The 19,636-nt window shown below is 46.2% G+C and carries 22 protein-coding genes, 1 tRNA gene and 1 pseudogene; 18 read left to right on the forward strand and 6 right to left on the reverse strand.

Annotation, left to right across the window (positions count from 1 at the left end; translation table 11 throughout):
* Nucleotides 1-37: 37 nt before the first annotated feature.
* The 16 genes and pseudogenes from Enr17x_RS13665 to Enr17x_RS30390 form a co-directional block, all read left to right on the forward strand.
* Nucleotides 38-1,399 carry an HD-GYP domain-containing protein gene (locus Enr17x_RS13665; RefSeq protein WP_145309582.1) on the forward strand — a complete coding sequence of 454 codons (1,362 nt, stop codon included), beginning with the start codon at nt 38-40 and terminating at the stop codon, nt 1,397-1,399.
* A gap of 225 nt (nt 1,400-1,624) precedes the next feature.
* Nucleotides 1,625-1,697, forward strand: a tRNA-Phe gene (locus Enr17x_RS13670).
* 881 nt (nt 1,698-2,578) lie between these two features.
* Nucleotides 2,579-3,547, forward strand: coding sequence for a tyrosine-type recombinase/integrase (locus Enr17x_RS13675; protein WP_198001142.1), 969 nt, complete (start codon nt 2,579-2,581; stop codon nt 3,545-3,547).
* Between the two features lie 244 nt (nt 3,548-3,791).
* Nucleotides 3,792-3,986, forward strand: a complete 195-nt coding sequence (locus tag Enr17x_RS13680; RefSeq protein ID WP_145309586.1) for a hypothetical protein — start codon at nt 3,792-3,794, stop codon at nt 3,984-3,986.
* A gap of 41 nt (nt 3,987-4,027) precedes the next feature.
* The gene (locus tag Enr17x_RS13685; protein ID WP_145309588.1) at nt 4,028-4,213 is read left to right on the forward strand and encodes a carbon storage regulator; all 186 of its coding nucleotides are present in this window, start codon (nt 4,028-4,030) and stop codon (nt 4,211-4,213) included.
* Between the two features lie 24 nt (nt 4,214-4,237).
* Entirely contained in the window at nt 4,238-5,392 is a 1,155-nt protein-coding gene (locus tag Enr17x_RS13690; protein WP_145309590.1) for a hypothetical protein, read from the forward strand.
* 12 nt (nt 5,393-5,404) lie between these two features.
* Nucleotides 5,405-5,722 (forward strand): hypothetical protein, encoded by a 318-nt coding sequence (locus Enr17x_RS13695; RefSeq protein WP_145309592.1) that lies wholly within the window; start codon nt 5,405-5,407, stop codon nt 5,720-5,722.
* A 43-nt stretch (nt 5,723-5,765) separates the two neighbouring features.
* Entirely contained in the window at nt 5,766-6,026 is a 261-nt protein-coding gene (locus tag Enr17x_RS13700) for a hypothetical protein (RefSeq protein ID WP_145309594.1), read from the forward strand.
* 11 nt (nt 6,027-6,037) lie between these two features.
* Nucleotides 6,038-6,685, forward strand: coding sequence for a DUF4031 domain-containing protein (locus Enr17x_RS13705; protein WP_145309596.1), 648 nt, complete (start codon nt 6,038-6,040; stop codon nt 6,683-6,685).
* Nucleotides 6,686-6,751: 66 nt separating this feature from the next.
* Nucleotides 6,752-7,228 (forward strand): hypothetical protein, encoded by a 477-nt coding sequence (locus Enr17x_RS13710; RefSeq protein ID WP_145309598.1) that lies wholly within the window; start codon nt 6,752-6,754, stop codon nt 7,226-7,228.
* 57 nt (nt 7,229-7,285) lie between these two features.
* Nucleotides 7,286-7,588 carry a hypothetical protein gene (locus Enr17x_RS13715; protein ID WP_145309600.1) on the forward strand — a complete coding sequence of 101 codons (303 nt, stop codon included), beginning with the start codon at nt 7,286-7,288 and terminating at the stop codon, nt 7,586-7,588.
* Between the two features lie 704 nt (nt 7,589-8,292).
* The gene (locus tag Enr17x_RS13720) at nt 8,293-9,336 is read left to right on the forward strand and encodes a hypothetical protein (protein ID WP_145309602.1); all 1,044 of its coding nucleotides are present in this window, start codon (nt 8,293-8,295) and stop codon (nt 9,334-9,336) included.
* Nucleotides 9,337-9,637: 301 nt separating this feature from the next.
* The gene (locus tag Enr17x_RS13725; RefSeq protein ID WP_145309604.1) at nt 9,638-10,540 is read left to right on the forward strand and encodes a hypothetical protein; all 903 of its coding nucleotides are present in this window, start codon (nt 9,638-9,640) and stop codon (nt 10,538-10,540) included.
* Nucleotides 10,541-10,816: 276 nt separating this feature from the next.
* Nucleotides 10,817-11,038 carry a hypothetical protein gene (locus Enr17x_RS13730; RefSeq protein ID WP_145309606.1) on the forward strand — a complete coding sequence of 74 codons (222 nt, stop codon included), beginning with the start codon at nt 10,817-10,819 and terminating at the stop codon, nt 11,036-11,038.
* 140 nt (nt 11,039-11,178) lie between these two features.
* Nucleotides 11,179-11,586, forward strand: a complete 408-nt coding sequence (locus Enr17x_RS13735; RefSeq protein ID WP_145309608.1) for a homing endonuclease associated repeat-containing protein — start codon at nt 11,179-11,181, stop codon at nt 11,584-11,586.
* Nucleotides 11,587-11,750: 164 nt separating this feature from the next.
* Nucleotides 11,751-11,861, forward strand: a pseudogene (locus tag Enr17x_RS30390) (DUF4062 domain-containing protein); the annotation flags it as partial.
* 12 nt (nt 11,862-11,873) lie between these two features.
* Here the strand turns inward: Enr17x_RS30390 and Enr17x_RS13745 are convergent.
* Both Enr17x_RS13745 and Enr17x_RS13750 read right to left on the reverse strand, forming a co-directional pair.
* On the reverse strand, nt 11,874-12,458 hold the full coding sequence (locus Enr17x_RS13745) for a hypothetical protein (protein ID WP_145309610.1): 585 nt from the start codon (nt 12,456-12,458) through the stop codon (nt 11,874-11,876).
* Nucleotides 12,459-12,758: 300 nt separating this feature from the next.
* The gene (locus Enr17x_RS13750) at nt 12,759-15,035 is read right to left on the reverse strand and encodes a tetratricopeptide repeat protein (protein WP_198001143.1); all 2,277 of its coding nucleotides are present in this window, start codon (nt 15,033-15,035) and stop codon (nt 12,759-12,761) included.
* Nucleotides 15,036-15,077: 42 nt separating this feature from the next.
* Between Enr17x_RS13750 and Enr17x_RS13755 the strand changes: the two genes are divergently transcribed.
* Nucleotides 15,078-16,252 (forward strand): IS3 family transposase gene (locus Enr17x_RS13755; RefSeq protein ID WP_232100921.1). Its coding sequence is split into 2 segments (ribosomal slippage): nt 15,078-15,351 and nt 15,351-16,252, totalling 1,176 coding nucleotides; the frame shifts between segments, so codons are not numbered across the junction.
* Here the strand turns inward: Enr17x_RS13755 and Enr17x_RS13760 are convergent.
* The 4 genes from Enr17x_RS13760 to Enr17x_RS13775 all read right to left on the reverse strand — a co-directional run bounded on the left by Enr17x_RS13760 (nt 16,247) and on the right by Enr17x_RS13775 (nt 19,257).
* Complete coding sequence (locus Enr17x_RS13760; protein ID WP_145309613.1) at nt 16,247-16,702, reverse strand: NB-ARC domain-containing protein; 456 nt, start codon at nt 16,700-16,702, stop codon at nt 16,247-16,249. The two genes, Enr17x_RS13755 and Enr17x_RS13760, sit on opposite strands and share 6 nt — an antisense overlap.
* A gap of 14 nt (nt 16,703-16,716) precedes the next feature.
* Nucleotides 16,717-17,190 (reverse strand): toll/interleukin-1 receptor domain-containing protein, encoded by a 474-nt coding sequence (locus Enr17x_RS13765; RefSeq protein WP_145309615.1) that lies wholly within the window; start codon nt 17,188-17,190, stop codon nt 16,717-16,719.
* Between the two features lie 237 nt (nt 17,191-17,427).
* Nucleotides 17,428-18,801 (reverse strand): lamin tail domain-containing protein, encoded by a 1,374-nt coding sequence (locus tag Enr17x_RS13770; RefSeq protein ID WP_198001144.1) that lies wholly within the window; start codon nt 18,799-18,801, stop codon nt 17,428-17,430.
* A 258-nt stretch (nt 18,802-19,059) separates the two neighbouring features.
* The gene (locus Enr17x_RS13775; RefSeq protein ID WP_145309618.1) at nt 19,060-19,257 is read right to left on the reverse strand and encodes a hypothetical protein; all 198 of its coding nucleotides are present in this window, start codon (nt 19,255-19,257) and stop codon (nt 19,060-19,062) included.
* 61 nt (nt 19,258-19,318) lie between these two features.
* Here Enr17x_RS13775 and Enr17x_RS13780 point away from each other — a divergent pair, with 61 nt between their 5' ends.
* Entirely contained in the window at nt 19,319-19,606 is a 288-nt protein-coding gene (locus tag Enr17x_RS13780) for a hypothetical protein (RefSeq protein WP_145309620.1), read from the forward strand.
* Nucleotides 19,607-19,636: the final 30 nt, after the last annotated feature.

Consider the following 19,636-nt stretch of genomic DNA (forward strand, 5'->3'; position numbering starts at 1 on the left):
TAATTAAAGAGAAACAGGCACGTTTCAGGTTGTGAGAATGACAACAGAAATTAAAGAAAAATTAGACCAGACTGACGAAGCACAGGACGAGAATCAGGAAACCGTTTCGATTCGCGTCGAAGATCTGATCGTCGGTCGAAAAATCAATAATCCGATCTATGATTCCAATGGCGTGTTGCTGTTGGCTGCCGGTTCGGTGGTCAATTCGCGATTTAAACAACTGTTGCGCGATCGGAATATGCCTGACGTCAATATTCACAACCAGGATGCGGCTGCAGTCAGTCTGAGTGCCGCATTTTCAGGTGACTCGGCTTTGGATCCCGGACAGGGAATCTTTTCGACGGAGCTGACTGAAAAGTTAGATAAACTCATCGAATCCGGTTCGATGTTTGTCGCCAATACCGGGCCTGCGGTGCGGGATTCGATGGTCATTCATGGTTGTAAAGGTTATGACCAGGAGCACCGGGAAAAGTTATTCGAGCAACAACAGGAGTTCGGCGAATCCTTGGATGGAATGATGCGCGGTGCGCTGAATGGAGATGTTCCCAAGGGATCAGAAATTGCCGGCATGGCGGCCAGTTATCTGACTCAACTGACGGCGGATGCCGACAGTGTGATTTCGGCAGCAGCAGAAGCAGGAAAGGACGAAACGCTTTCTCAACACTGTTTGCAGATGTCGCTATTAGGCATGGCCATCGGTACTGAACTCAATTTAGATGAAACCAACGTCCGAAATATTGGACTCTGTGGACTCGTGCATGACTGGGGCATGGTCCGCGTACAGGATAAAATAGGCTCCTGGCGCCGTAAACTGAATCCCATTGACCGCATGGAAGTGCAGAAGCATCCCATTTTCTCACTCGAAATGCTGGAAGATGTCGCAGGTATTCCCAGCGTGGTTCCCGTTGTTTGCTATCAGGTGCATGAACAACCGAACGGACTGGGATATCCACGAAACCGTACCCAAAATATGATTCATATGTTCGCGCGGATTTTGAATGTCGCGCATTGTTATGTCTCTTTGACGACGTCTCGAGAAGACCGCCCTGCTCTGATGCCGTATGCAGCGATGGAATACCTGTTAAGACAAACGAACGACAAAACCATCGATTCGGCTCCAATGCGAGCTCTGCTCAATCTGCTGTCACTGTTCCCGGTAGGAAGTTTCGTGACGTTAACCGATGGTAGTGCCGCACGCGTCATTCGGCGGAATCAGAATCTTTACACGAGCCCGATCGTGCAGATCATTCAGACGGCGGACGGGAAAGCCGCCGATCCAATGGATCCGGATAACATTCTCGATCTGAACAAGAGCCATCATGAGATCGATCAGGCTCTACCAACGCCCGGGAAAGATGAGATTGATCTCTCGTCAGAATTGTTCGATGGTCAGATTTAAGTTGATCTGATCGTTAAAATACGTAGATTCCTCTTGGTCCAAACCCTCTCTGAGCCTGTATTTAAGGCGGAACTCTACCGGATTCAGGAAAACTGACGAATCCTGTCGAGGAATGGCCGGTTTTGCTTGAAACTGAACGGGGAATGGCTTATATTTCCATCTCGCTTCCATTAAGCGACGATTTCACAGGGAGTTAACGCTCTTGAAGTCATCGCCGGAAACGAAGGGCATGTAGCTCAGTTGGTAGAGCACAGGACTGAAAATCCTGGTGTCGGCGGTTCGATCCCGCCCGTGCCCACTTAGTCCTAAAAAAGCAGGCATTTTTTGGACATTCTACCGGGACTAAAAGTCCTGGTAGCAAAGTATAAAAACGTTGGTGCGGGATGAAACTCCACGCTGTAAGGGCTGGAAAACTAATTCTGCGAGCAGGCTCTCCTGAGTCGCTTTCGTCTGTTATGTTTTGCAAATTCTCTCGCGTCAGCGTTTTTAAATTTAATCCCGGTGTTACGGGCCAATAGAATAGTCCGGTACTCCGTTTTCTTTTCAGCAATCGCTTTTGCTGTTTTGGGTTCGCTCTATGCGCCTCTCTTTCCAATATCTTGGTATTTTCCTTTCATCAGGATTGACTTTTTGAATTCTCCATGCGCAAACTGACTCTCGCAAAACATTAACAGACGCGCGTGAGAATTCTTATCACCTTCTTTAAAGCCGTTATCTCAGCTCAAAGAAGATCGAGACCTTACGAACGTCTAAATTAGAAATTCGTTTGTTAGGTCGGCCCTTGTCTGTTGGGCATTTGCCGGTCTTTGGAGTTGAGTTCTATGCGGGGTTCTTCGGCGTGCTGCCTAATTTCAAGAACTAATACAGCCGGTTGATCGTGCGCGTTAAGCGCTGATCAACCGGCCCGCTTTTCTCAATCCTCCGAAAAATCACGACCAGAATCGTTGCGCTAAACGTACGCGCGTTTCTGTTTGAGGAGGTGAAACATGTCTTTATGCCTTGGAGAGGCGGTGGAAAAATGGATAGTTTTTCCTGAGACGGAACGCGTTTGTTCATTCACGTTACAGGAGCTAACAAAAGATGCTCACAGGGAGGCACAAGGGATTGAGGACGGGGAACGCTTAGCAGGCACTGTTTCCTCGTATGGGCGAAATCAATTTATTGCGGAGACCTGCAATTATGATTACTTCAGTTATCAAATTCCCCAATCAGTTAGTGGCTCGCGGAAACGAACTGAAATTTATATTAAGTCTAAGAGACTGCTTCGAGCAATATGTATTACCAGATATGGAGGATTCCCCAGAAGGAACACTATCAATTTATCTGACTGCTTTAAATCATTGGGAGGCACGGACCAGAAATCCTCCGGTCGGAGAAATCACAAACGAAGTTCTACGGGAATTCAAACAGAGTTTCCTGAAAGAGAACTATTCTCCAGAGACCGTAAAAAAATATTGGCGACATATCCGCCGGATTCTTCGGCGCGTAGGTCCACCGATACAGGGAAATCCACTTGGGGAGTCGATTATCGAACGCGTGCCGTACATGGCACCTCCCAAAAAACGATTCCGAAAGCTACCTCGAATCGTGACCGACGAAGAGATCAACGCCGTTTATGCAGCCTGCGACGTTGCCAAGTGGCCCTACACTTCGGCCTGCCCTACCCTGCTCTGGCGACTTGCCGTAGTTGTGTTCTACAACTGCGGACCACGAACCCAGGACTTTTTTCGTTTACGATGGGAAGATGTGGATCTGGAATTAAAACGTGTTTCTTTCCTGGCTCAAAAAACATCCAAACTGCAAGGCATCCCTTTCCAAGACATCGTAGCCATGCATTTCGAATCGGTATTTCAAGAAGATTCAGAGTTTGTATTTTCCATTACAAAATGCAAACGTTCTTTGTATCGGCAATGGAAAGCAATACAGGATGCTGCCGGCATCAAGGAGCACATCGATTTTCGCGACCTCAGAGAGACTTGCAACTCGAATTTGAACGCCGCCAATCCAGGTGCGAATACGGGCAAGTGGGTTCTCGGTCATGGTCCGCGGGGAGTCAACGAAACGTATTATCACAATCCGACGCCGGAAGTAATCCAGGCTGTCGAAAATTTAGAACAACCAGATTCGTTTTATTCGATTCTGGAATAACACATGACACGACGCGTAGGTCGTTAATCCTGTTTGCCAGACGAATCACCCAGTTTACTCATTCAGAACTGTGCGTGTGGCCGCGTCGTGTTTTTCAATCCAGCATCGGCACTAGTTACCCAAACGCCCGTCGACCGAACATTCGGTTGGCGGGCGTGTTGCGTTTCAGCAATCTATTTTTGGAAGTCATTTTTTTGAACTCCGGAAGCTAAAAAACGCTTCCACTTTTTAAGGAGCTGATCTCATGAAAAATTACGACGTGTTGCTACATCGTAAAGCAAATCTTGAGGAACTGAAGACCGTCGAAATTCGTGCTGCAAATGAAGACGAAGCTCGTCGGGAAGCTGCTCGTCGATATGGCCTGCTCGATTGGGTTGTTTGGGTTTGCAATGAAAAGCAGTACGTCGAAGGATACCAAAATTTCACAGTGACTGAATGAGTCACTTTTTACTCTTTTGTTTCTAATTGAAAGGAATCGTCATGCTTGTATTGAGCAGAAAGCTGAATGAATCAATCCACGTCGGAGACCAGGTAGTAATTCGCATCATCCAGATGCGAGGCGGCAAGGTTCGCGTCGGTATCGAGGCGCCTCGCGAAATTCAGGTGATTCGATCTGAACTTCGCGATCAACCAACAGACGAGGAACCACAGGCTAAAGCCGCATAAAATCGCGAACAAGGAATGTTCGAAATGAGTTCTAAGCAACAAGGCTACTTCAATTTCACACGGGGGAACAAGCTCCACATCCTCAGAGAGATTGCCCCTCTGATGCCTCACTCGCGTATGACGCGTGTCCTGAGAGCCATTGACGAACGACACTGGCAATTTGCGCGTGATCAATCAACGGTCACGCTTACCCATCGCCAGATCGCCTCCTATGACGGGATGAGCGTTCCCACGGCCCGACGTGGGATTGCTGATCTGATGGAACACAACCTGCTTATCAAAAAAGAGATCGTCACCAGTTACGGTCAGCAGGCGAATTCCTACCAGATTGTCTGGTCGAATTTAGACGCGATCGTCAACGATGGAGAACCGTTAACTGAGCCGGCTCCTGTTCCGGCTGAATTCACGGTCGACAATTCCGAGATTCCAGCTCCTGTCCTGGACGAGGAATTGACGCAAGTCCTTAAAGAAGGGGGTGATCACTGTGATCACCCCCCTGATCATGATGATCAACCCCCTGCTCACAGTGATCAGCCCCCCCCTGATCACCATGATCAGGCCTCTATATACCCGTTGATTAATATTAATAACCATCCACCCTCCCATAACCCTACGTGGTTGGTGGTGGAACATGATTTGAGATCTTTGGGAGTGGGGCGTGCGGTGCAAGCCGTAGCGTCGGCCCAGGACCGCGGCTGCTCTGCTGAAGAAATCCAGCGACTGATTGCCTACGCTCGATCAAAGCCGGGCGCGTACGGTCCTGGTGCCATTTGCAGACGCGTTACCGAAGCCTTTCCAGGCAGAGATCCCGCCGAGGGATGGCCTCCGGAAGATCCCCAATACCAGAAAGACCAGCGACAACAGCAAGCGCAACACGAACGTTCCCAGGGCGCTCAGGGAGTGGCTGAAATCCAGTCCCGGCGAAAAGCCAACCAGCAAGCCAGGGAAACGCTGGAACGTAATTTCGGGCCGCTCCTGGATCGTTTGAGCAAAGCAGAACTAAGCGACCTGGCTCGCGAATGCGGGCCGATTGTGTTCCAGAAAATGAATCGGGATCCAGCAGCATTCCAGTCTGGTGACTTCCGGTTGTTCCTGCTGACCAAACTCAAAGCCCGGCAAGCGGAATGCCTGGTGAACTCGACCTCCGCGGACGTAGAGGGACCTGCGTTCGTGGAATGAAAGTGAAAGAAGATGATTCAATCAATGGAGTCCACGTTTCGTTACTCTCCCCGCGGCGAGCTGAAACGGGGCGATCTATTTCGAGTCTCAGGCGGTCCCATCTATCGGGACAAACGCCGGCTCGGTCACCGCGGGACGTTTGAGTTTCTGTATGCGTTTCAAATCGGGAAACGCGTCTACATCGAAGCACGCGAAGTGGATCCGAATTACGGATACGGCCGAAGCGCGACGCTGTTTGTGAGAGGTCGATCCTATCGCCGGCCGGCAACGCCTGGCGTGATGGTGAAAACTTACAAAGTCCGGAAGCTGAGAAATCAACAAACCGTTTAACCGATACGAATCGGAATCAAACCCATTACGAGAGGGAGTCAAGATGCAAAAACAATTTACATCCAGCGTTGAACGCAACATCGAAACCATGATTGGTTCCGATGGAGAGGTCTATTTATCTGCCAACGATCTTTGTGCTTTTATCAAACGAGGCTCTACAGTCACTCAGAAAATCGGACAGACAGTTCCGCATCCGTTGGTTGCAATGCAAACAAAAGCGATCTGCTCGGCGCTGAATACGCTTTCGAATTCGATCGAGATGACTGCTCGCAAAGAAAAAATGAAACAGCCTTCGAGGAACTAGGAAGAGGTGTTATGCAATTACAACAGCAAACTTTATTCGATGGTTTAGAAACAGAATTCCCAGAGCAAACGGAGTCTCTGGTATATGTTGATCACTATCAAGATTGCAGTCATCTGTTCGTCGATCCGGAAACCCCACTGGATGAACTGCACTCTTTTGCAGAGTCTCTTAATCTCCCGGGATCCGCATACAAGACGACGGGAGCAATTCCACATTATCGCTTGAACAAATCACAGCGGAACAAAGCGCTTGAACTGGGGGCGATGTCCTGTGATGACGCTGGTGTGGATGCGATGACGCACGCCTGGAAATTGCCGGTGATCGGGATCTGTGTCACAGTTTCGGCCGATCCTTCGGTGAAGATTTCAAAAGATGTGAGACGGACTTTTGGTTTCCGTGATCTACAGCCAGGTGCATTACTCAAAGCGGCAGTAAGGACACAAGGGCAACTCGGTGTCACGATCAAGGTGATTCGCGTTGTTGCTACCCGAAAAGAAGCATTGAGCAAAATGGAACACGACCATGAATACGGTCGACGGGAGGCGGCTCGTGAAGGGTATCCCCATTTGTCCGGCAAAGAATTTGTGAATTGCTTTTGCAAGAAATACAAAGTGATCCCGGCAACGCCGGTGACGCGGATTGAATTTACTGATGTTTGAATGACCTGGTAAGGGTTGTTACCCGGTCATTATTTTTAAGAACGTTACTGAAAGGAAATTGGGAAAGTGGCTCACTACGCAAGTCAGACAACGGTACCAGTTGAGCGATCGAGAGCTGAGATTATGGGCGTTCTCGATCGCTATGGTTGTGATGGGATTTCAACACACCAAACCCAAGCAGCCTGGGGAATTGAATTTTACGTTCATAATCGAAAAGTCCGTTTTGCTGTCGAACATCCGGACAAGTCAGATCGGAAATATTCAGAGACTCCCAGTGGCCGACGAAAGCGAAACACGCAGTCAAAGAACAAAGCCTGGGAACAGGACCTGCGTCAGATCTACCGAGCGCTCTGCCTGATCATCAAAGCGAAATTAGAATACGTCGAATCCGGTCACGCAATTTTCGAACGTGAATTTATGGCGAACATTGTTGATCCGGTGACTGGCAAAACAATGGGCGAAGTCGTTCAGCCATTGATTGAAGATCGGTACGAAGGCATTGATAACCGCCCTGCTTTATTCTTGCCAGGACCGACGGAATGACCGGGTAAGGTTAATTACCCACCCATTATTTTAAACCATTTTAAGAAAGTCGAAACGATGATTGAGAATCCAAAAGAAGGACAGGAAGTAGTCTATATCTTGGAAAATGGCTGCCTTGATCGCGGTGTTTTAACTGAGATCAAAGAAGACTTCGCTTGGTTCGATGTGCGCGGAAGGAGGATGGTGAAAGCGACCATCGATCTATACGAATCTGATGATCTAGATGGAATCATGGCGGGCCTTAAAGGGCTGATTGATAACTGTGAAATGACCATCGAGCTGATAGAGCTGGACAAAGCCAATGGCCGGCCGTATTTCAAAAAGCCGCTTTCAAACCAATCAACAGCAATGACCGGGTAATGGTGATTACCCACCCATCAATTTTTATTTTAGAAAGGAAGTCCAGCCCATAGATCGAGATAAGCCCTGAGCAATGGACCCACAAAAGTGTTTTGGGCAACCCAGATCAATGGAGCGTAGAAGGCAAATATTTCGTCTTCGATCACAACAATTAATTCTGGATGATGCACGGCAATTGCAAAGATAGGGCCCGAAATTAGCACATAAATCACTATCAAGAAGAAAAGTAGACTGGACAGACGGAAAAAGATTTTACTTGCAAAAGTAACTACAGGTTTCCTGTTCTTTGACATTTGGCTTACCCATGAGTGACAAAATTTAGAAGATACAGTTTAAAATATCGAGGGGAAAAAAGAAATCATTATCTATCCCTCAAAAAACTGGCTGTGTCAAATGAACTATTACCTGCGAACTCAAAAGACTAGTCCTAGCTGTCAGAAGTGTCCGGTAAACCGTTATTACCCGGACATTATTTTGTGCGCTGGATTGAGCCTGCTACGCTGCATTGAATTCGATCTGCAGTTGACTGATTGAAAAACCATAAGCTCCGACAAGCTATTGTTTGAAATGTTACTCTTGATTGGTATCATTGCAGAGGAGTCTGTAAGCATGGATAGTGTGCACTTTGGGAAGTGTCCGTATGATCTGATGAGTGTAGACATCGGGTTCGCGTTTAAAGGGTATGCTAAAGAAAGGAAACTATTGTGGAAAAATCCATTGGGACAACACAATCAAAAAAGTCACTTCCTAAATGGCGAATCGTACTCTTGTCCATTCTACTAGGTCCATTTATTTGGCTTTTCACTCTAAGTCGGGATCGAGCCAAACTTGTGCTACTGCTTCTCGCCGCTTCTCTGGCATTCTTTTCTATTTTAAAATTTGGTCTTAATGAAGGTGTCTTTGGACGCTGGTATATTGATTCTAGATCCGATGAAGAAGTTTACTTGCTTCTCTTCTGGATATTGTTTTTTTGCTGGCTAATTGCATTCGGATTTACAGTTTTTCGTTCGAAGGTCTTTTTCAACGAAAATTGGAGTCGACCGGATGTTCAAGTGCTTCTAACCAGAGTATTTGCAATTATAGCTTTAGTCGCCGTCACTGAAATATTTTTTTGGTTTAGTTCTGATCCAGTCATTTACTCATCAACGTGGAATTCTGACGTTCCAGACATAATTGAGATTCGTCCAGCGAAAACTGGTGCTCCGGTCAACATTTCGATCGAATCTGATCATAGTTTTTCCGTGAATTTCTCAACCAACCCTACAGGTGGAAATGATCTTGGTTCGGGACGTGTCGAAAATAGATCTACTGCGTTGGGTACGTCTAAAGTATCGCGGTTCACTTTAGTTCCACAGCCCGGTTCAGCAGCATTCTACATTCATTGTAGAGAAGGTTCTTCGCCTTGGTCTGTGAGTTACCTTTCCATAACGGCTACTCAGGCCGGATCGCAAGCCAATACACAGCAGTCACCGCTGAAAAAATCAAACATTCCAAATTCAATCGCTTCAAGTACAGATCTCTCGAATGTACAAATTGCAGAGTTGACGAGGTTAAGAGATATGCTCGCTGCAAAAATTACGAATCTTCAGTCTGATATCGCCATCATCAACAATCAGATATCTCAAGATCCAAATGATGTCCATTCTCCTCTTGTACGATTAACTAATGAAATCGCATTGAATGATTTAAGGACGTTATACGAACGCGTGAAAATAGAAATCGCCCAAAGAGCGTTGATTTCGAGATAAATACGACTTTAGAAGTCTACTCTTTGATTATAGGCTAATGTCCAGATCACTTCTTGAAGACCAGGTAAATGATGTTACCCGGTCATTTTTTATGCGCGGTCCCGATTCTGTTAATGACCAAGTAACGACAATTACTTGGTCATTAAATTTCAAAACCTTTAGGAGCCTGAAAATGGACTAAAATGACTTAATTTTTATTTTGAAAGTTCAAGAAGGCGCAATTGAGCAGTAGTGGTGTTATGGTCATGTTTAGTTTCATGATATATCTTGTTATTGCAGCAAAAAAAAGGTTACTTCTTTCATGCCCACATTCTCAAATGACAACTGCCCAAACTGTGGAGCCTCAACGGCCTTTGGCTGGGACGGTAATTCATGTTTCAACTGTCACTATAATGCGTCACTTGCTGAACAAGATAGCAACCTTGCTCTAGCTCTTGTCGAAGACCCAGATCTTCAGCGCGACTTCGCACTTTATTCATGCCATGAGAGCATCGATAAACTTGTCGATGCAATTAAAGAAAGTCATATGTTTGCTGTTACCGACGAAAGTGCTGCTCGGTTGGATCTCAGCGCGTATCTAACTAAAAAAGCCGTTACCACGATTCACTCGACTTCTGGAGATGGACCATTGCTACGTCAGGGGACGAAGGATTTGGTGCGAATTACTCTCGACAAGCTTTTTGCTACTCCAACAGAATTCGCCGTTCGCGGCTTGAGGCTGACCTCGCCACCAACTAATTGGCAAGAGGCTCTTGATCAAGAAAAGGCAATTAAACTATTTCGTAACAAACTTGCCTATCAGATTGTGGATGATGTGTTTGACCAGGCTATTAGTGACTTCGAATCTATAAAGAGACAAGTTTGCGAGTATGCCAAAACGTCTTCGATCCCGGCCTCTGAACAAGAAACACAATCTGATGTCCCTAAATTTAATTCCAGGATTACTACTCAAGTAAAGTCACAAGCAAGTTCAATTGAGGATACAACGTGGACGGACGAAGAATACAACAATGCGTTTGGATGTTTAATAGCAATTCCGTTTGCGATCATCGGTTTTATGATCCATCCCTTCTTGGGGTTCGTGGCAGGCATAATTGTGTTTACGGCTGCAGCAGCTGCGGCAAAACAGTTCGGAATATTTTCTACAATTGTTGGTGCGATTATTATTGGAAATATTATTTACAATATGATAAATGGGAAATAATCTGTGTAGTGTCGCCACCTGGTTTCCGTAGTATTTAAGGCACTCCGCAGTTTCCAGGATATTCGTACATGTCGATTCTATTCAGCCGCTGCGTTTCTTCCTTGAGTCAAACTGGGGGCAAAGGCAACTACAGACTGTGGCTAATTGATCGGGTAACAAGTATTACCAGGACCTCTGTTCGAAAATTGAACCATTAGAAAACTAAAGCTATGAACACGAACACCGAACTGGCTGATTCTCAATCTGTCGGACGGCCCAAGGATCGGGGGGAGAAAGATGACTGATAAGAAAGACTTTGAGGTGCCTTGTGTTGTTTCGAGGCGATCCCTTCAATTCTCGTCTAAAGGAACGCAGCGGCTTAATCTTGGTGAAGTCATCGAGCTTGATGTCATGACGATGTCTGAGGAAGATGTAGAGCGTAAAATTTGCAGCCTTTACATAACCCGCGAAAAGTTGTTGGCGGTATTAGATCTGATCGAACCTGCATCTTATGCATAGACAGCTAAAAAATGAATGACTGGGTAACGGTGTTTACCTGGTCATTTAAATGGGAAGGTTATTGACATCTTAGTTAGACTTCTTCAATCTATAATTACTGAACTTATTCGAACTGGATCTAACTTACTAAGGTGGATTTTGTGAGTGATGAACTATCTCAGGCACAGTTTGAGATCATTGAAGAGCTCAAACGGATTGCAAAAAAACTTGGTGTAAAACAGGTCTCAATGAATGACTTCGAAGAGCATCGAGAAATATCTGCTTTAACTACAGTCATGAACCACTTTGGAACTTGGAATGAGGCTATCGAAGCTGCTGGGTTAGTGCCGTACCCCCCAGGTGGTAGCAATCGCGAACCGATAATATCAGATGATGAACTTCTCATGGAAATTATTTTGTTACATGAGCAATTTGGGAAACCACCATCAGACCGCAGAATGAATTCACATGGAAAGTATTCGGTAAGACCATATCTTGCAAGATGGGGATCGTTCACAAAAGCACGCGAAGCCGCATATGAAAAGTATGGTATACCGGAGAAAGAATGACCGGGTAACTCATATTACCCGGACATTTTGTTCTACTTCAAGATCTCTCGTTTCAGAAAATGACGGGAATATTTAGTAGCAGAGTAGTTCCTTATGGGATCGAAATGCTTTCTAAGCAATGTTTGCACCAAGGCACAATCGCAAGGCTTTGTACCATGGAATTCATAAAGAAACGGCTGCAAGTATTTGTGTCGTCTACAGACACAAACTTGATAACTGAGCGTCAGGCTGCAGTCGAAGCGATCCTAACTCCAGGTCATATACCTGCAGGCATGGTTATGCGCCCGCTACCAGATGTAGCCATTGCTGGAGAGTTCTGAAGCTGCTTTCTCGGCTCTCTCTTCAAGCCAATTGATTGCTGCTGGCGGAACGTGATTTTCAATCGAGAATTCCTTTGTTGACGGATCATGAAACAAGCCCCATAGGAGCTCGGGCTTGTACGACAGTCGCCACGACAAACCGAGTACAACGATATTCTTTCTCGTAAGTGTTCGCTTCTGGCCTATTTCAAAACTGATTTCAAGATGGGCTTTACCTCCGCCACCCCCGTATTTTCCTCTGGTTGCAACGTAGTCGAATCGAGCATGCATGCAGTCGTCGTAAGTAGTCGCAGTGTACCCTTCGTGAATTGGGTTGTAGCCGCGGCCGTATTTGACTTTACTGTCCTTCTTGATTAAGCGGAGTGCGGAAATTATTCCATTGACCTCTTCGTCAAATGTGGAGGTGATGTGCTCGTAATCTGATGCCCAGTTCTTTGCGGTTTTCATCTCATCTTGCTTTCTTTTAATATCGGGATCAACTTGCGTTTTTTCCTTTGCCTGATTGTCAAGAAAGTCATCGATTTTTCGACTCAATCGTTCATGAATGCCCATGTCACTGATTCCTGTGGAGTTAAATTGGCTTCGCGTGTAAAGGAGACCATCCCTACGTCACATAATGCCAGAGCACTGTTCATAATGCCAATGGATAATTGATCTTCAATTTGAAACTTTGGTCTTTTTTATGTTTACATCAATTACTTACTGATATTGATAATAGAAAACACAATAAGGCGCAAAGTGATCTTAAAACTCATTGAGTAATTCCAGCAGACATTAAGACGCAAACAATTCTCGCTTGATTGAGACGAGCAAATGAAAAAAATCAATGACCGGGTAATGTCTGTTACCCGGTCATTGTTTTGAATCTTCGTTGTCCCCAGCATTAGCTTCTTTACAGCGCTGGTAATTATCCCTGACAATCTTCGTGTTGGGATGTTCCGGTCCAAGTGTCGAGGTAAAGACATCGGTTGCCTGCAGATAGAGTGGTTCGGCCTCTTCGTAACGCCCCTGGCTTCGATACAGACTAGCCAGGTTGTTGAGGCTGGTCGCGAAGTCCGGATGGTTTTCCCCCAGGACAGTACGACGAATTTCCATTGCCTGCAGGTAGAGTGGTTCGGCCTCTTCGTAACGCCCCTGGCTTTCATAGAGACCAGCCAGGTTGTTGAGGCTGGTCGCGAAGTCCGGATGGTTTTCCCCCAGGACAGTACGACTAATTTCCATTGCCTGCAGATAGAGTGGTTTGGCCTCTTCGTAACGCCCCTGGCTTTCATAGAGACCAGCCAGGTTGTTGAGGCTGGTCGCGAAGTCCGGATGGTTTTCCCCCAGGACAGTACGACTAATTTCCATATCCTGCAGATAGAGTGGTTCGGCCTCTTCGTAACGCCCCTGGCTTCGATACAGATTAGCCAGGTTGTTGAGGCTGGTCGCGAAGTTCGGATGGTTTTCCCCCAGGACAGTACGACTAATTTCCATTGCCTGCAGATAGAGTGGTTCGGCCTCTTCGTAACACCCCTGGCTTTCATAGAGACCAGCCAGGTTGTTGAGGCTGGTCGCGAAGTCCGGATGGTTTTCCCCCAGGACAGTACGACGAATTTCCATTGCCTGCAGATAGAGTGGTTCGGCCTCTTCGTAACGCCCCTGGCTTTGATACAAAAAAGCCAGGTTGTTGAGGCTGTTCGCGAAGTCCGGATGGTTTTCCTCCAGGACAGTACGACGCATTTCCATTGCCTGCAGATAGAGTGGTTCGGCCTCTTCGTAACGCCCCTGGCTTCGATACAAAAGAGCCAGGTTGTTGAGGCTGGTCGCGCAGTCCGGATGGTTTTCCCCCAGGACAGTACAATGAATTTCCATTGCCTGCAGGTAGAGTGGTTCGGCCTCTTCGTAACGCCCCTGTCTTCGATACAGATTAGCCAGGTTGTTGAGGCTGGTCGCGAAGTTCGGATGGTTTTCCCCCAGGACAGTACGACTAATTTCCATTGCCTGCAGGTAGAGTGGTTCGGCCTCTTCGTAACGCCCCTGGCTTCGATACAGATTAGCCAGGTTGTTGAAGCTGTTCGCGAAGTCCGGATGGTTTTCCCCCAGGACAGTACGACGAATTTCCATTGCCTGCAGGTAGAGTGGTTCGGCCTCTTCGTAACGCCCCTGGCTTTCATAGAGACTAGCCAGGTTGTTGAGGCTGGTCGCGAAGTCCGGATGGTTTTCCCCCAGGACAGTACGACGAGTTTCCATTGCCTGAAGATAGAGTGGTTCGGCCTCTGTGTATTCACCAACCTGATAGAATAAATTGGCTTGTTTACCTAACAATGATCCACTGTTTTCTGATTCAATCTTTGACTGCTGAATGTAATCGATGGCGACCATACTTTGTGATGCAAGACGTCGGCAATCCTGCCAATTACCATGTTCAGGCCAAGGATAGATTTCATTGGTACAGTTCACAACGCGTTCCTGCCAGATCGATTCCTCATCTTGTGAGTTGATCCTTGATTTCATCACTTCCTGGACAAGACGATGAATACTGAATTCGTTCTTTCCAGGTACCATCTGAATCAGAGAATAATTCAATAATGGTTGGAGTAGATCTGATACATCATTTTCGGTTTGTTTCAAAAAACGCTGAATCGATTCGCTCAGATATTCTGCCCCCTGTGCGATCAATTCGATGGGGATGGAATCAGGGGCAAGAAAAGCACAAAAACGGAGTACATCAGCGGAAGCCTGTGATTTCTCCTCTTCTTCTATTTCCTGAAAATTGATTAACCAGGTCCTTTCAACGGATTTTGAATACTTTCCGAAAACCGGTTTCTGTTTTTCTAAATGCGTCAATTTTGACTCGTGATAGCGATGCAGGTAGTTTTCGAAAGTGGAGGCTTGCTTTTTATGAAGGTAGGCACCCGCCTGCTCTAAAGCCAAAGGCAATCCGTCGAGTTCTTTGGCCAGTTCTAGCGCGAAGGCCTGTTCCGATTCATTCAACTCACGCGCCACTCGTTTGATTAGGAAATTGGTCGCCTGATCCGGAGGTAGTCTGTCGACTTCGATTGGTTTCAGAATTTCTAGCATGTCGAACAAACTAGCGCGGGAGGTCAGCAGAACATGCCCCTGTGGCATGCTCCCCTTAACTTGATCCATTTGTTGTGAGAGTTTCCAATAGACTTTTTATAGGAGACAATCATGACGAAACGACGCAGTAAACGACATACCCCGGAACAGATTATCCGCAAATTGCGAGACGCCGAGGCGATGCAGAATGCGGGAAAGACAATTGGCGAAATCTGCCAGCAGATGGGAATCAGTGAGCAGACCTTTCATCGCTGGCGAACTCAGTACGGCGGGATGAAGGCCGAAGAGGCCAAACGGCTCAAAGAACTGGAGCAGGAAAACAGCCGACTCAAGAAGCTGCTCGCTGAAGCCGAACTCGATAAAGCGATGCTCAAGGATATTGCGGAGGGAAACTTCTAAGCCCTTCTCGCAAACGCCAGGCAGTCCAGCATCTGCAGGAAACATATGAGGTTTCAGAACGCAAAGCCTGTCAGTTGGTGGATCAGCCCCGTTCCAGTCAACGCTATCAGGCGACTCCACCTGATGGTGAAGCCGCTTTGCTGAAACAGATCCTGAAGCTGGTACGGCGACACCCCCGTTTCGGGTATCGCCGTATCGGCAGGATGATGCAGGCGACTGGCTGGAAGGTGAACCTGAAACGGATCTACCGCTTGTGGCGTCGAGAAGGGCTCAAAGTCCCCAGAAAACAAAGAAAAAAACGCTCGTTGGGTACGGGAGCGAATGCCTGTCATCGCCGTCGGCCTGAGAGGAAAAACCACGTGTGGTGCTGGGATTTTATTTTTGATCGCACAGAAACGGGGACCACACTCAAGTGGCTCACGATTTTAGACGAGTATACGAGGGAGTGTCTGGCCTTGCAGGTGGATCGTCACATCACCAGTGAGCATGTGATCGATGTTCTGGCTGAGCTGTTTAAAACGCACGGTGTGCCAGAATATATTCGAAGTGACAACGGCAGTGAATTCGTTTCCCAGGCGATACGTGTCTGGCTGAAACGGATCGGTGTGGAGACGCTGTATATCGAACCAGCCAGCCCCTGGGAGAATGGTTATGCAGAGAGTTTCCACAGTCGAGTGCGGGATGAGTTCATGAACTGTGAGATCTTCGAAAACCTGAAATCCGCCCGGAAGCAGACAGCAGCCTGGAAAGAACAATACAACACAGTGCGGCCACACAGTTCCTTGGGGTACCGCACGCCCAGAGATTTTTCAGAGCAGTGTTCCTCTTCCAGACGGACTACGTCCGCCTTCCAGAGAAACACTGCTGAGACCCCAATACTCTCATAGCAACTGGTACAGAAATGGGGGGCCTGTCACCTGGCTTTGCATTGGTAAGAAAGGGGCTAAACAGTCTGGTTGATCTGCGTTATCAAAGATCAGTAACCAGTTTTGATGTTGTTCCATCCACTGTTTGAAGGCAGGTACTGTCGTCTCTGCTTTGGTGTCATCGAACGGGATTTTTAATTTTTCACAATAACCTGCATAGCTGTTTAACAGCAATAGCGAGGGATCAACCGGCTTAGAATCTTGGTCATCGGTCAACTGTACCCAGAAAACGTATTCATATTCTGCCTGATATCGATAAGCATATTCGGCGGCAATTTGTGTTTTGCCAATGCCTCCCAGACCTCGGATTGCCTGAGTCAAAGCCGTTCTACCACCGGAGGTGAGGCGAGTTCGAATTTCGTTTAGTTCATTTTTACGACCGGTAAAGGCAGGGTTCACTTTGAATGGCACATCAAAGATTTTGTTTACTTTTTTTTTTCAACCAGCTTTCTGATGCCTTTCGCGACATCAGTAAATGCTTCATCTTCACTATGCCAGTCTGGTCCGGTTATGGCTTTTCCATCTCGGGGTAATGCGCTCAGTTTTCCAAAGGGGGCAGAATGCCATTCACATGTTCTTAAAATGACAGGAACAACAATGGCGTCATTGGATTGATGGCGTTCCATCGCCCTTGTCATCTCGATTTCGTAACAATAGTCCGAGGCAATAAAGTCGGCGCTGATTAAAAGCAGAATGATATCTGCTTGTTCCAGTTTGTCACTGATTTCATTGTCGATTTCTGATCCTGATAATATCTTTCGGTCATGCCATTCTGAAATATAGCCTTCTCGATTCAATAACTTGAGCTGCTTCTCAAGTTTATTCCTCAGTTCTTCATCCTCATGGGAATAAGAATAAAATAGATTCAAAGGAACAATTGGTTGAAGGCTGTCACTCATACCAAAACCTCTAGCGATCTCGTCAGAAAACAGAAATAGATATTAGCCTTTAATAGAACATGAAACGTCTCGTTTGTACATGTCTGAGGTGTAAAATAATAACGTTAACGGGTTTTTAGAAAAATGCTCAGAAAGCAACAATGACCGGGTAATATCCGTTACCCGGACATTCTTTAATCAGATGGACCAAAGATTCGCCCATCTATATTTTCGCCAGTCTATAACGCAATACAAATTTTAGCGTACCCGTTGACCTGATTTTACCTCTTGCCTTGAATAACTAAAAACAGGCCCTCGTTGCACAGAGCTTTTATCCATCAAAATGATAGTGTCACCAGAGTTGTTCAATGGCATGGTATGCGGGGACAGTACAATCTCATTCTCTCCTGAGTTTAGTTTTGTTCCATTCTTAAACTTAAAAATGTTTCCAGCTCGATCTTGCATCGTCCACCCTGAGATATCAACGGTTCCATTTTCAGAATAAGTAATTGTAATACTTTCATTGCCATTATCGTCACCATCTGGATTAGGAAGGGCATTAGTGATTTCAACACTATTTTCGGTAGGAAGATTTGGACCATCTGGTGTTACAGAACCAGTAGAAGAATAAACACACAAATGATCCGATCCGTGGCGATCTGTGGCGGAGACTGCAGGCTTAAATTTGGATTCCAATGGTCCAGTAATATAAAGCACATCGATTGCACCTGTGCCAGGATAATCAGGGATATTATCATTACCAACAAAAGTGCCTTTCACTTTTTCAGCTAACGATCTCATCTTAAGACTGTCAATCAATCCTCCACCCAATATTGCGTGCGTTTCGTCATATCCATCAACTCCGGTGTTTGTTCCGTCATTATTATCGACAATAAGATTAACTCCATTTTTTTTCTTATCTGCAACTCCGACATTCACATCTCCTCCAAAGAGAACCGAACACTCTGGATGATCTTCCCGCAATTCTAATGTATGAGTTGCGATCGCAGCAGCTACTAATTCACGCTTCTGTGCATTACTACGATCGTGCTGACCACTACGACCTTTTGATGACTTTAAATGGGAAACAATCACGTATAAATTAAGCGATTGAACTTTGGCAACTAGAAAACCACGCCCCACACCCACATTTGCAATACCAGGTAAATTGACCCGCTCCAGTTTTTTTTCTGTAATATTTCCAGAGTTATCTATGGAACGATCATACTCGACAATTTCTGTCAGTGGAAAACGGGAGATAATACCTACTTCTAAATTTCCGTTACCATTTGTAAACGATGAAATAGCCGTATGAAAATCCTCACGGTCCATTGCTGCTTTCAAACTATTAAGATCATCCTGTGTTTTAATCTCATTTACCAGCAAAATATCAAAATCAACTTCATTCAAAAAATCATCTATTTTCAAATCAGTCACATTTCGATCCATAAAACCAACGTTCCATGTTGCTACCGTAATTGGCTGATCTGCAAAAACTGACGATGTCCAAAAAGCCAAAAAGACGCAGTAGGCGAGTAAAAAAAATTTGTTTTTCATCATGTTTCCTAACATTGTTTTACCTGATAAGAAATATTGCATTGACTTTTGCGCAAGGGTTAAATGAATAGGCACAGATGTGAGAAATCAAGGAGATTTCACCAGAATATTCATGTTCCTAACTGCCAAAAGTGATCAGGCCGACTGATCATATCTGTAATAATGGTACCTAGTGAACTTGTTTGATGCGAGCTAATTAGTCATTTTTCATTAATGGATGGCCACAGGACGCGATATTTTTCCGTTTAAGTCCGAACGGCCGTGTCTGTGGGAGAACGCGACACGGAGCCTCACAGTGGCTCAGACGGTCGCAAGTCCAGAGGCAGTGAACAATTAGTGGACATCGTCGATCGTGGAAGATGGTTTGTTTGGCTCGCGCGGGAACTTCTTTTTCAGCTCATTGATCAACGGCATCAGCTGCTGTTTTGCGAGCCGACGAATTGAGGTTTTTTCTTTTGCCGCATAACGACTTAGCGGCCACCATTCTTCGATATCGAGTTCGATCTGAACCGGCTTTGTTTTTCTCTTCATAATCTGCCCTTGACTTTTTGAAACGATACAACGCGAAATTGTATGTGCAAGGAAAAAGCCGGTGCCTACTGATGGAACGGGAATCGCCGGTAACTTTCAAGAGCGGACGAGCATGGATGTGACTCCGCTTTATAACATTTCTTTCCCTGGCAAGGAAGCCGTAACGATGCTGGATAAGCTCCCCCTTAATGGCAAGAAGACTTACGTTGTCGCCATCGTCACCGTGATCTATGCGGTCTGCGGAATTCTACTTGGCGACATGCCCACCAATGAAGCGATGATGTTAATCGCCGGCGCGCTGGGGATTACTACCATCGGTCACAAGATTGACAAATCTACCAACGTCTAATGGGCGGGCTCTTACGGATCATTGCGATCG

It is taken from the genome of Gimesia fumaroli, from assembly GCF_007754425.1.
Lineage (GTDB): Bacteria > Planctomycetota > Planctomycetia > Planctomycetales > Planctomycetaceae > Gimesia > Gimesia fumaroli.

What these genes read in the sequence shown, in the direction of transcription:
- Enr17x_RS13665 (WP_145309582.1), top strand. Translation starts at nt 38, where the DNA reads ATGACAACAGAAATTAAAGAAAAATTAGACCAGACTGACGAAGCACAG.
- Enr17x_RS13675 (WP_198001142.1), top strand. Translation starts at nt 2,579, where the DNA reads ATGATTACTTCAGTTATCAAATTCCCCAATCAGTTAGTGGCTCGCGGA.
- Enr17x_RS13680 (WP_145309586.1), top strand. Translation starts at nt 3,792, where the DNA reads ATGAAAAATTACGACGTGTTGCTACATCGTAAAGCAAATCTTGAGGAA.
- Enr17x_RS13685 (WP_145309588.1), top strand. Translation starts at nt 4,028, where the DNA reads ATGCTTGTATTGAGCAGAAAGCTGAATGAATCAATCCACGTCGGAGAC.
- Enr17x_RS13690 (WP_145309590.1), top strand. Translation starts at nt 4,238, where the DNA reads ATGAGTTCTAAGCAACAAGGCTACTTCAATTTCACACGGGGGAACAAG.
- Enr17x_RS13695 (WP_145309592.1), top strand. Translation starts at nt 5,405, where the DNA reads ATGATTCAATCAATGGAGTCCACGTTTCGTTACTCTCCCCGCGGCGAG.
- Enr17x_RS13700 (WP_145309594.1), top strand. Translation starts at nt 5,766, where the DNA reads ATGCAAAAACAATTTACATCCAGCGTTGAACGCAACATCGAAACCATG.
- Enr17x_RS13705 (WP_145309596.1), top strand. Translation starts at nt 6,038, where the DNA reads ATGCAATTACAACAGCAAACTTTATTCGATGGTTTAGAAACAGAATTC.
- Enr17x_RS13715 (WP_145309600.1), top strand. Translation starts at nt 7,286, where the DNA reads ATGATTGAGAATCCAAAAGAAGGACAGGAAGTAGTCTATATCTTGGAA.
- Enr17x_RS13725 (WP_145309604.1), top strand. Translation starts at nt 9,638, where the DNA reads ATGCCCACATTCTCAAATGACAACTGCCCAAACTGTGGAGCCTCAACG.
- Enr17x_RS13730 (WP_145309606.1), top strand. Translation starts at nt 10,817, where the DNA reads ATGACTGATAAGAAAGACTTTGAGGTGCCTTGTGTTGTTTCGAGGCGA.
- Enr17x_RS13745 (WP_145309610.1), bottom strand. Translation starts at nt 12,458, where the DNA reads ATGGGCATTCATGAACGATTGAGTCGAAAAATCGATGACTTTCTTGAC.
- Enr17x_RS13750 (WP_198001143.1), bottom strand. Translation starts at nt 15,035, where the DNA reads ATGGATCAAGTTAAGGGGAGCATGCCACAGGGGCATGTTCTGCTGACC.
- Enr17x_RS13765 (WP_145309615.1), bottom strand. Translation starts at nt 17,190, where the DNA reads ATGAGTGACAGCCTTCAACCAATTGTTCCTTTGAATCTATTTTATTCT.
- Enr17x_RS13775 (WP_145309618.1), bottom strand. Translation starts at nt 19,257, where the DNA reads ATGAAGAGAAAAACAAAGCCGGTTCAGATCGAACTCGATATCGAAGAA.